This window comes from Streptomyces sp. SID14478 (genome assembly GCF_010548525.1).
Lineage (GTDB): Bacteria > Actinomycetota > Actinomycetes > Streptomycetales > Streptomycetaceae > Streptomyces.
The window spans coordinates 1-11,585 of the sequence record NZ_JAAGMG010000878.1 but is presented as its reverse complement, the minus strand read 5'-3'; the positions used below and the strand labels follow the sequence as shown (position 1 = coordinate 11,585).

Sequence of the window (11,585 nt, the reverse complement as noted above, 5' to 3'; positions counted from 1 at the left end):
GTGCCGGCTCGCGGCGCGGGGCGGGGACCCCGCGGGCCGCGCCGTCGCCCCCGCCAGGATCCATCCCTCCACCGCCTCGTACTGCCGCCGCTGCTCCGCCGCCTTGCGCGGGGACGTCAGGACCGTGCCGAGCCAGCCGAGCAGGAAGCCCAGCGGGATCGAGACGACGCCCGTCGTCATGAACGGGAACCAGTTGAAGTCGTGGTCCGGGAACGCCGACGTGGGCGACCCGGAAACCATGTTGGTGCCGGTCATGAGGATCAGGCAGGCCGCGGAGCCGCCCAGCAGCGTCCACAGCAGGCCCGTGCGCGTGTAGCGGCGCCAGAAGAGGCTGTAGACCAGGGCGGGGGCCAGGGCCGAGGCGCCCAGGCAGAAGGAGAGGGTGGCCAGGGGCTGCAGGTTGTGGTGCTGGACCACGGTGGCGAGCAGGACGGACAGGACGCCGACCGCGAGGGCCGCGATACGGGCCGTCTTGAGTTCGCCGCGCGGGGTCAACTGCCGTTTGCCGTACGCGAGGACGTCGTGGGCCAGCGAGTTGCCGCAGGCCAGGATCATGCCCGCCACGGAGGCGAGCAGCGTCAGGAAGATCGCCGTGGTGACCGTGGTGAAGAGCAGGGAGCGCGTCACCGACGTCGCCTCGCCGAAGGCCGCCCGCGCCCCGAGCAGGAACGCCGTGTTGCCCTGGGCGTTGTCCGCCGTGATGGGCGCCGCGCCGACGAGGGCCGCCGCGCCGAATCCGATGACGGAGACGATCGGCACGAAGAGGGCGACGGACAGTACCGCCCAGGACATGGAGCGGCGGATCGCGCGCGCGTTGCGGGCCGTGTACATGCGCATCGTGACGTGGGGGAGGGCGGCGCCGCCGAGCACCACGGTGAGTTCGGAGCTGATCATGTCCAGGCGGGGGGCGCAGCTGCCCGTGAACTGCAGGCCCGAGGTGAGGTAGGCGCGGCCGGCGCCGCTGCCCCGGGCCGCCGCCGCGAGCAGGGCGCCGGGGTCCCAGTCGAAGCGGTGCAGGATCAGCGCCGCGGCCACCGCGCCCGAGCCGAGCAGCGTCACGATCTTGAGGATCTGGATGAGGGCGGTGCCCTTCATGCCGCCGATCGTGGCGTAGCTGATCATCAGGGCGCCGAGCACGAGGACGGAGGCAGTCTTGAAGGTGGTGCTGTTGAAGCCGAGGAGGAAGGCCAACAGGTCGCCCGCACCGGCCAGTTGGACGATCATGAGCGGGACGAGCGCGGTCAGTGCCGCCGCGCAGGCCGCCATCCGCGCGGCCCGGCCCGGCATCCGGCGCGCCAGTACGTCTCCCATGGTGAACCGGCCCGCGTTGCGCAGCGGTTCGGCCAGCAGGAACATCAGGAGCATCAGGGACAGGGCCGTGCTCAGGGCCAGCACCACTCCGTCGTAGCCGACCAGCGCGATGATGCCGGTGGTGGCGAGGACGGACGCCGCGGACAGGTAGTCGCCCGCGATGGCCAGGCCGTTGCGCAGCGGCGTGAGGCTGCCGAAGCCCGTGTAGAACTCCTCCAGGTCGTCGCGGTCGGGGCTGGTCACGACGGACACGAGCAGGGTGGCCGTCGCCACCGCGGTGAACGCCACCAGCGACATCGACTCCGAGGACGCACTCACCGGTGGTTGCCGATCCGGCGCAGCCGGTGCGCGAGCGGGTCGACCCGGCGGGCCGCCGTGTACTCGTACACGATCAACGCCGCGCAGGTGACCGGGAGTTGGCACAGCCCGATGAGCAGGCCCGTGGACAGGCCGCCGGACACGGAGCGGTTCATCAGGGCCGGGGCGAAGGCCGACAGGAGGAGGAAGAGGACGAAGTAGCCGAGCGCGGTGAGGGTGGCGACGCGGCGCTGCCACCGGTACGCGGTGCGCAGCAGGCGCAGTTCGCCGCTGGGCCCGCCGGGCGGGGGCAGGTCGGGGTGGCGGGGCAGCCGGTGGGTGTGGGGTGGGGTGGGGCGGTGCGGCATCCCGGTGCTCCTTGCTGGGCGCGGGCCGATGGAGGGGTGCTGGGGCCGTGGGGCGCGGAGCGGTGCGTGCGGGTCCGTCTCGTGGTGTCCGCGCCGGTCGCTGGGGCGGGCAGCCGGTGCGGCGGCGGGCGCGGGGGAGGCGACATCCGTTCTCCTTGCGGGGCTCGGGCCCACCGAGGGGCGGGTGGGCCGCAGGGAGTGCGGTGGGAGGCGGAACGCTACTCGTAGGTAGGGGAGTGGGGGGAGGGTTTGGGTGAACTGGGCGTCGTGGCGGGTCGGTCCGGGGCGGTCTTGGCGGGGTCCTCCAGGACGGGGAAGCGGCGGGGCGCGACCAGCACGACCACGAACAGGGCGAGCGCCGCCGCGCAGGCCGCCCCGATGTAGACGGAGTCGACGGCCGCGTCGATCGCCCGGCGCACCGCGTACGTGCCGGAGTGGCTGGTCACCGAGTCGAGGTCGGCGCCGCTGCCGAGGCGGTCGGAGATCACCGCGTTGGCGACGGCGCCGAAGACGGCCGCGCCGACGGTCTGGCCGATCTGCCGGTAGAAGAGGATCGAGGCGGTGGCCGTGCCGCGCTCGGCCCAGCCGACCGTGGACTGCACCCCGACGATCAGCGGCAGCTGGAACAGGCCGAGGGCCGCGCCGAGCAGCAGGCTGAGCAGGGTGGGCTGCCAGACCGCGCCCGGGAAGGGCAGCAGCGGGAACGCGACCAGGATCGCCAGGGCCGCCGTCATGCCGAGCGCCGCGGTGTCGCGGAAGCCGATCCGGCGGTACACGTGCTGGCTCAGGGCCGCCGATACCGGCCAGCTCAGCGTCATCACCGACAGGACGAAGCCGGCCTCCGTGGGGGACAGGCCGAGGACCGACTGCGCGTACGTCGGCAAGAACGTGGTCGGCGCCACCATGAGCAGGCCCATCGCGCCGAGGGACAGATTGACGGCGGCTATGGTGCGCCGCCGCCACACCCAGCCCGGCAGGACGGGTTCGGCGGCCCGCCGCTCCACCACGACGACGAGCCCGATCAGCGCGACTCCCGTACAGAGCAGGGTGATCGAGGGGGCCGAGGTCCACGCCCAGGCGACCCCGCCCTGCACCAGCCACAGCAGCAGCACCCCGCCGGCCGCGAAGACCGCGAGCGCGCCCGCCCCGTCGATCCGGGGGCGCGGGCCGACGCGTTCGCGGCGCGGCTCGTGCAGATGGCGGACGACGAGGAAGAGGGCGACGGCGCCGATCGGGAGGTTGATGAGGAAGATCCAGCGCCAGTTCGCGTACGAGGCGAGGAGGCCGCCGAGCGCCGGGCCGAGGACCGACGACGTGGCCCACACCGTGGACAACTTCGCCTGGATCTTGGGGCGTTCCTTCAGGGGGTACAGGTCGGCGGCGAGGGTCTGGACCGTGCCCTGGATCGCGCCGCCGCCCAGGCCCTGGATCACCCGGAAGGCGATCAGCGCGGCCATGTTCCAGGCGGACGCGCACAGCAGCGAGCCCACCAGGAACAGCACGCTGCCCGCGACCAGGACGGGTTTGCGGCCGAGGGTGTCCGACAGCTTGCCGTACACGGGCAGCGTCACCGTCACCGCGAGCAGATAGCCCGAGAACAGCCAGGAGAAGACGGAGAAGCCGCCGAGGTCGCCGACGATCTGCGGGACCGCGGTGGAGACGATGGTGGCGTCGAGCGCGGCGAGCGCCATGCACAGCATCAGCGCCGCGACCACCGTCGTGTTCTTCTTCCGCATGCGTTCCCCCTGCACCGATCTCCGGCCAGGAGCCTATGCGGGTGGAGCGCCCCTGAGTAGGGCTCCACCACAGGGTGGACCTCCCCTAGGGGGAGCTCCGTACAACGGACCGGGGACGGTTCCTCCCCCTGGAGGACGAGGGGGGCGGGGGGTTCTTCCTACCGTCGAGGGGTGGGGTTTTCCCCCGGGAAAGACGGTGACTTGCACCAGCGCGCCCGGGGCCCCGCATCACCAGACTTGAGCACACCGCAGAGCACACCGCAGAGCACACCGCAGAGCACACCGCAGAGCACACCGCAGAGAAGTGCGCTCAGGCGTAACCGACTTAGGAGACTTACCGTGACATCGGCATCGGCTGTAACCATTCCCAGGCACGGGGGCACTGGAGAGCGTTCGGCCGTCGCCGCGCGGGCGCGGCAGGTCGTGAAGGCCTACGGGTCGGGGGAGACCAGGGTCGTCGCGCTCGACCAGGTGGACGTGGACATCGCCCGTGGCCAGTTCACCGCGATCATGGGCCCGTCGGGGTCCGGCAAGTCGACGCTGATGCACTGCCTCGCCGGGCTCGACACCGTGACCAGCGGCCGGATCCACCTCGCCGAGACCGAGATCACCGGCCTCAAGGACAAGAAGCTCACGCAGCTGCGCCGGGACCGGATCGGCTTCATCTTCCAGGCCTTCAACCTGCTGCCCACCCTGAACGCCCTGGAGAACATCACCCTGCCGATGGACATCGCGGGCCGCAAGCCCGACAAGCAGTGGCTGGACCGGGTCGTGACGACCGTCGGCCTCGCCGAGCGGCTCAAGCACCGGCCCACCCAGCTCTCCGGCGGACAGCAGCAACGCGTCGCCGTGGCACGGGCGTTGGCGGCCCGGCCCGAGATCATCTTCGGTGACGAGCCGACCGGCAACCTCGACTCCCGGGCCGGCGCGGAGGTCCTCGACTTCCTGCGGCGCTCCGTGTCCGAGCTCGGCCAGACCATCGTCATGGTCACCCACGACCCCGTGGCCGCCTCCTACGCGGACCGCGTCCTCTACCTGGCCGACGGCCGCATCGTCGACGAGATGTACCGTCCGACCGCCGACGCCGTCCTGGACCGCATGAAGGACTTCGACGCGCGGGGGCGTACGTCATGAGTGCCAACACCGTGCTGAAGACCTCGCTGCGCAACTTCTTCGCGCACAAGGGCCGCATGGCCCTCTCCGCGGTCGCCGTGCTGCTCTCGGTCGCCTTCGTGACCGGCACCCTCGTGTTCACCGACACGATGGACAAGACCTTCGACAAGCTGTTCACCGCCACCGCCTCCGACGTCACCGTCAGCCCCAAGGGCTCCGGCAGCGAGGGCAGTGACACCGGGCGGCCCGAGTCGCTGCCCGCGTCCGCGCTCACGACCGTGAAGCAGGCCGACGGCGTCAAGTCGGCCGAGGGCGCGGTCAGTTCGATGAACGTCACCGTCGTCGACGCCAAGAACAAGAACATGGGCTCCGAGAACGGCGCCCCGACCATCGCGGGCAACTGGACGGCCAACGACCTGCGCTCCATGGAGATCACCGCCGGGCACGCGCCGCGCGGCCCGACCCAGACCATGGTCGACGCCGACACGGCGAAGAAGCACCACCTGAAGCTGGGCGACGAACTGCGCACGATCGCCGCCACCGGCGACTTCAAGGCGAAGGTCGTCGGCATCGCCTCCTTCAAGGTGACCAACCCGGGCGCGGCCGTCGTCTACTTCGACACCGCCACCGCCCAGCGCGAACTCATCGGCAAGACAGGCCGGTTCACCCAGATCAACGTCGCCGCCGCCTCCGGTGTCAGCGACACGCAGCTCAAGCGGAACGTCGCGGGGGAGCTGTCCGCGAGCGGCACGTACAAGATCCAGACGCAGCAGGAGGCCGCGGACGCCAACGCCTCCGACGTCGGCTCCTTCATGGACGTCATCAAGTACGCCCTCCTCGGCTTCGCCGGCATCGCCTTCCTCGTCGGCATCTTCCTGATCATCAACACGTTCTCGATGCTGGTCGCCCAGCGCACCCGCGAGATCGGCCTGATGCGCGCCATCGGCTCCTCGCGCAAGCAGGTCAACCGCTCCGTCCTGGTCGAGGCGCTGCTGCTCGGCGTCGTCGGCTCCGTGGTCGGTGTCGCCGCCGGGGTCGGGCTCGCGATCGGCCTGATGAAGGTGATGTCCGCCGTGGGCATGGACCTGTCCACGAACGACCTCACCGTGAAGTGGACGACCCCGGCGATCGGCCTGCTCCTCGGCATCGTCGTCACCGTCCTCGCCGCGTACCTGCCCGCACGCCGGGCCGGCAAGGTCTCGCCCATGGCGGCCCTGCGCGACGCGGGGACCCCCGCCGACGTCAAGGCCGGCGCCGTGCGCGCCGTCCTCGGCCTCCTGCTCACGGGAGGCGGCGGCTACGCGCTCTACCTCGCCACGCAGGCCGACAAGGCCAGTGAGGGCTCGCTGTTCCTCGGCGCCGGGATCGTCGCCTCACTCATCGGGTTCGTCGTCATCGGCCCGCTGCTCGCCGGGATCGTGGTCCGCGTCATCAGCGCGGTACTGCTGCGCTTCTTCGGCCCCGTCGGGCGGATGGCCGAGCGCAACGCGCTGCGCAACCCGCGCCGCACCGGCGCCACCGGCGCGGCCCTGATGATCGGCCTCGCGCTCGTCGCCTGCCTCTCCGTCGTCGGCTCCTCGATGGTCGCCTCGGCCACCGACCAGCTCGACAAGTCCGTCGGCGCCGACTTCATCGTCGAGCCCAGCAACGGCGGCATCACGCCGCAGGCGGCCGCTGCCCTGAAGAAGGTGCAGCGGGACGGGCTGGTCTCCCACGTCACCGAGGTCAAGTTCGTCAAGGCGACCCTGACCACGCCCTCCGGCGTGAAGGAGAAGGAGGAGCTCTCCGCGGCGAGCCCGTCCTACGCCGAGGACCTGCGGCGCGACATGAGCGCCGGGCAGCTCTCGGCGGCGTACGGCAAGGACGCGATGTCGGTCGGCTCGGAGTTCGCCGACAAGAACCACGTCGCGGTGGGCGACACCATGACCGTCGCCTTCGACCACGGGCGCACCGCGAAGCTGAAGGTCGCGGCGATCACGAACGACGAGGACACCGTCTTCGACAAGGGCGCGATGTACACGAACGTGGCGACCGCCGCCCAGTACGTGCCCGCCGACCGGCTGCCGCTGAACGGCATGATGTTCGCCAAGGCCGCCGGCAGCGACGACGACAGCGCCAAGGCCGCCGCCGCGTACAAGGCGCTGAAGAAGTCCGTCGCGTCCGACCCGACCGTCAAGGTCAAGGACCAGACCGACTACAAGCAGACGCTGAAGGACCAGATCGGCCAGCTCCTGAACATGATCTACGGCCTGCTGGCCCTGGCGATCATCGTCGCGGTGCTGGGCGTCGTGAACACCCTGGCACTCTCGGTGGTCGAGCGGACGAGGGAGATCGGCCTCATGCGGGCCATCGGCCTCTCCCGCCGCCAGCTGCGCCGCATGATCCGCCTGGAGTCGGTGGTCATCGCCCTCTTCGGCGCCCTGCTCGGCCTCGGCCTGGGCATGGGCTGGGGCGCGACGGCCCAGAAGCTCCTGGCCCTGGAGGGCCTGGGCGTCCTGGAGATCCCGTGGCCGACGATCATCTCGGTCTTCGTCGCCTCGGCCTTCGTGGGCCTGTTCGCGGCCCTGATCCCGGCGTTCCGCGCGGGGCGGATGAACGTGCTGAACGCGATCGCGACGGAGTAGCGCCAAGCGCCGCGGTACGCAATGAGGGGCCCGGCTCACGCCGGGCCCCTCTGGGCGTCACGGCGCGCGGCCCAGGTGCAGAACCATGATCGTGACGGTGCGGTCCCTCGTCCGGGCGACCGCGCCCCCGGCGACGTACCCTGGAAGGACCCCCGGCCCGTTCGACGTGTCGGGCCCTTTGCGTTGCCCACTGACCCGGGACGGATCTTCTCCATGAGCCTGCACGGACTTCTCGACGCCGTCGTCAAGGACGCGTCCCTCGCCGAAGCGGTGAAGGCCGCGGGTGACGGCAACCGCATGCACATCGATCTAGTGGGCCCGCCCGCGTCCCGCCCCTTCGCGGTGGCCGCCCTCGCGCGCGAGACGCGGCGCACCGTGCTCGCCGTCACCGCCACCGGACGCGAGGCCGAGGACCTGGCCGCCGCGCTGCGCTCGCTGCTGCCCGAGGACGGCGTCGTCGAGTTCCCGTCCTGGGAGACGCTGCCGCACGAGCGGCTCTCCCCGAGGTCCGACACCGTGGGCCGGCGCCTCGCCGTGCTGCGCCGGCTCGCCCACCCGCGCACCGACGACCCGGAGACCGGGCCGGTCTCCGTCGTCGTCGCACCGATCCGCTCCGTGCTGCAGCCGCAGGTCAAGGGGCTCGGCGACCTGGAGCCCGTCGCCCTGCGCAGCGGGCAGAGCGCCGATCTGGGCGAGACCGTCGAGGCGCTGGCCGCGGCCGCGTACGCCCGGGTCGAACTGGTCGAGAAGCGCGGCGAGTTCGCCGTGCGCGGCGGCATCCTGGACGTCTTCCCGCCGACCGAGGAACACCCGCTCCGCGTCGAGTTCTGGGGCGACGACGTCGAGGAGATCCGCTACTTCAAGGTCGCCGACCAGCGCTCCCTCGAGATCGCCGAGCACGGGCTGTGGGCCCCGCCCTGCCGGGAACTGCTGCTCACCGCGGACGTGCGCGCCCGGGCCGCCGAACTCGCCGAGCAGCACCCGGAGTTGGGCGAACTGCTCGGCAAGATCGCGGAGGGCATCGCCGTCGAGGGCATGGAGTCCCTGGCCCCCGTCCTCGTCGACGACATGGAGCTGCTGCTCGACGTGTTGCCGAAGGGGTCGATGGCGGTCGTCTGCGACCCGGAGCGGGTGCGCACCCGCTCCGCCGACCTGGTGGCGACCTCGCAGGAGTTCCTCCAGGCGTCCTGGGCCGCGTCCGCGACCGGCGGCGCGGCCCCCATCGACGTGGGCGCCGCCTCGCTGTGGGCGATCGCGGACGTCCGCGAGCGGGCGCGCGAGCTCGGCATGATGTGGTGGTCGGTCTCGCCGTTCGCCGCCGACGCGGACCTTGATGCGGACACGCTCCCGCTCGGCATGCATGCCCCGGAGATGTACCGCGGCGACACCGCGAAGGCGCTCGCCGACACCAAGGGCTGGCTCGCCGACGGCTGGCGCACCGTGTTCGTCACCGAGGGCCACGGCCCGGCGGCCCGCACCGTGGAGGTGCTCGGCGGCGAGGGCATCGCGGCCCGCCTCGACAAGGACCTCGCCGCACTGGCCCCGTCGGTGGTGCAGGTGTCCTGCGGAAGCCTCGAATTCGGCTTCGTGCACCCGGAGTTGAAGGTCGCCGTCCTCACCGAGACCGATCTGACCGGGCAGAAGACGGCCGGCAAGGACGGGCAGCGGATGCCCGCCCGGCGCCGCAAGAGCATCGACCCGCTCACCCTGGAGTCCGGCGACTACATCGTGCACGAGCAGCACGGCGTCGGCCGCTACGTCGAGATGGTGCAGCGCACGGTGCAGGGCGCGACCCGCGAGTACCTCGTCGTCGAGTACGCGCCCGCCAAGCGCGGCCAGCCCGGCGACCGGCTCTACATCCCCACGGACCAGCTGGAGCAGATCACCAAGTACGTGGGCGGCGAGGCGCCGACCATGCACCGCCTGGGCGGCGCCGACTGGACGAAGACGAAGGCGCGCGCGAAGAAGGCGGTCAAGGAGATCGCCGCCGACCTCATCAAGCTGTACTCGGCGCGCATGGCGGCGCCCGGTCACGCCTTCGGCGCGGACACGCCCTGGCAGCGGGAGCTGGAGGACGCGTTCCCGTACGTGGAGACGCCCGACCAGCTCACCACGATCGCCGAGGTCAAGGACGACATGGAGAAGACGGTCCCGATGGACCGCCTCATCTGCGGCGACGTCGGCTACGGCAAGACCGAGATCGCCGTGCGCGCCGCCTTCAAGGCGGTGCAGGACGGCAAGCAGGTCGCGGTCCTCGTGCCGACCACGCTCCTGGTCCAGCAGCACTTCGGTACGTTCTCCGAGCGCTACGCCCAGTTCCCGGTCAGTGTGAAGGCGCTGAGCCGCTTCCAGACCGAGAGCGAGTCCAAGGCGACCCTCGAAGGGCTGCGGGACGGCGCGGTCGACATCGTCATCGGCACGCACCGCCTGTTCTCGTCGGAGACGAAGTTCAAGGACCTCGGCCTTGTCATCGTCGACGAGGAGCAGCGGTTCGGCGTCGAGCACAAGGAGCAGCTGAAGAAGCTGCGGGCCAACGTGGACGTGCTGACGATGTCGGCGACCCCGATCCCCCGCACGCTCGAAATGGCGGTCACCGGCATCCGCGAGATGTCGACGATCACCACGCCGCCCGAGGAGCGCCACCCGGTCCTCACCTTCGTCGGCCCCTACGAGGAGAAGCAGATCGGCGCGGCCATCCGCCGTGAACTCCTGCGCGAGGGGCAGGTCTTCTACATCCACAACCGCGTCGAGTCCATCGACCGGGCCGCGGCCAGGCTCCGGGACATCGTCCCGGAGGCCCGCATCGCGACGGCGCACGGCCAGATGTCGGAGCAGGCGCTGGAGCAGGTCGTCGTGGACTTCTGGGAGAAGAAGTTCGACGTCCTCGTCTCGACGACGATCGTCGAGTCCGGCATCGACATCTCGAACGCGAACACGCTGATCGTGGAGCGCGGCGACAACTTCGGCCTCTCGCAGCTGCACCAGCTGCGCGGCCGCGTGGGACGAGGCCGCGAGCGCGGCTACGCCTACTTCCTCTACCCGCCGGAGAAGCCGCTGACGGAGACCGCCCACGAGCGCCTCGCGACCATCGCCCAGCACACGGAGATGGGCGCGGGCATGTACGTCGCGATGAAGGACCTGGAGATCCGCGGCGCGGGCAACCTCCTCGGCGGCGAGCAGTCCGGGCACATCGCGGGCGTCGGCTTCGACCTGTACGTACGGATGGTCGGCGAGGCCGTGGCCGACTACCGGGCCTCCCTCGAAGGCGGTGTCGAGGAGGAGCCGCCGCTGGAGGTCAAGATCGAGCTCCCGGTCGACGCGCACGTCCCGCACGACTACGCCCCCGGCGAGCGGCTGCGCCTGCAGGCCTACCGGGCCATCGCCTCCGCGAACACGGAGGAGGACGTCAAGCAGGTCCGCGAGGAACTCACCGACCGCTACGGCAAGCTGCCGGAGCCCGTCGAGAACCTGCTGCTCGTGGCGGGGCTGCGGATGCTCGCGCGGGCCTGCGGCGTCGGCGAGATCGTGCTGCAGGGCAACAACATCCGCTTCGCGCCCGTGGAGCTGAGGGAGTCGCAGGAGCTGCGGCTCAAGCGGCTCTACCCGGGCACCGTCATCAAGCCGGCCACGCACCAGATCCTCGTACCGCGCCCGAAGACGGCGAAGGTCGGCGGCAAGCCGTTGGTCGGACGCGAGCTGCTGGCCTGGGTCGGGGAGTTCCTGGCGTCGATCCTGGGGTCGTAGCGCGTCGATCCCGGGGTCGTGGCACCCGGGCGTCGCAGCGATGTGGGCGGTGGGCCCGGACCCGTACGGGGGTCCGGGCCCACCGCCGTCTTCGGTGTTCCCCTCCGCCGGGGCCCGTGCATGCGCTATCTTTCTCCCCCGATCCTTCACATTTCCATCACATATGGGATGCGCATGTCGTACATACCGGCCCCGCCGGCCGTTCCCCGGGGCGGAGAGCCCCTCCCGCACTTCGGCGCCCGCTGTACCGGACGGGCCCTCATGGCCGTACTCAGCTTCGGGCTGCTCGCCTGGGCGCCCTTCGCGTGGACCGCGCTGCGACGGCGCTCGGCGGGGGACGCGGGGCTCGCCGCCGTCGCGTTCGTCGGCGCGGTGGCCGCCGTGGCGATCGG

Annotated in this window: 6 protein-coding genes; 3 read left to right on the top strand and 3 right to left on the bottom strand. The window is 71.4% G+C overall.

The window, feature by feature from the left end; all coding sequences use genetic code 11:
- The 3 genes from G3I40_RS28820 to G3I40_RS28810 all read right to left on the bottom strand — a co-directional run.
- Window positions 1–1,608, bottom strand: a 1,608-nt coding sequence (locus G3I40_RS28820; protein WP_164305414.1) for a cation acetate symporter, incomplete at its 3' end; no start/stop codon positions are given.
- A 17-nt stretch (window positions 1,609–1,625) separates the two neighbouring features.
- Complete coding sequence (locus G3I40_RS28815; protein WP_164305408.1) at window positions 1,626–1,976, bottom strand: DUF485 domain-containing protein; 351 nt, start codon at window positions 1,974–1,976, stop codon at window positions 1,626–1,628.
- A 218-nt stretch (window positions 1,977–2,194) separates the two neighbouring features.
- Window positions 2,195–3,712 carry an MDR family MFS transporter gene (locus G3I40_RS28810; RefSeq protein ID WP_239091996.1) on the bottom strand — a complete coding sequence of 506 codons (1,518 nt, stop codon included), beginning with the start codon at window positions 3,710–3,712 and terminating at the stop codon, window positions 2,195–2,197.
- A 339-nt stretch (window positions 3,713–4,051) separates the two neighbouring features.
- On the opposite strand from G3I40_RS28810, the gene G3I40_RS28805 reads away from it, so the two are divergent.
- From G3I40_RS28805 to mfd, 3 genes are all read left to right on the top strand, one after another.
- Window positions 4,052–4,846, top strand: coding sequence for an ABC transporter ATP-binding protein (locus G3I40_RS28805; RefSeq protein ID WP_343245045.1), 795 nt, complete (start codon window positions 4,052–4,054; stop codon window positions 4,844–4,846).
- Window positions 4,843–7,449 (top strand): ABC transporter permease, encoded by a 2,607-nt coding sequence (locus G3I40_RS28800; RefSeq protein ID WP_164305406.1) that lies wholly within the window; start codon window positions 4,843–4,845, stop codon window positions 7,447–7,449. Before G3I40_RS28805 ends, G3I40_RS28800 begins: the two co-directional genes overlap by 4 nt.
- A gap of 213 nt (window positions 7,450–7,662) precedes the next feature.
- Window positions 7,663–11,193 carry a transcription-repair coupling factor gene (gene mfd / locus G3I40_RS28795; protein WP_164305404.1) on the top strand — a complete coding sequence of 1,177 codons (3,531 nt, stop codon included), beginning with the start codon at window positions 7,663–7,665 and terminating at the stop codon, window positions 11,191–11,193.
- The last annotated feature ends 392 nt before the right edge of the window (window positions 11,194–11,585 follow it).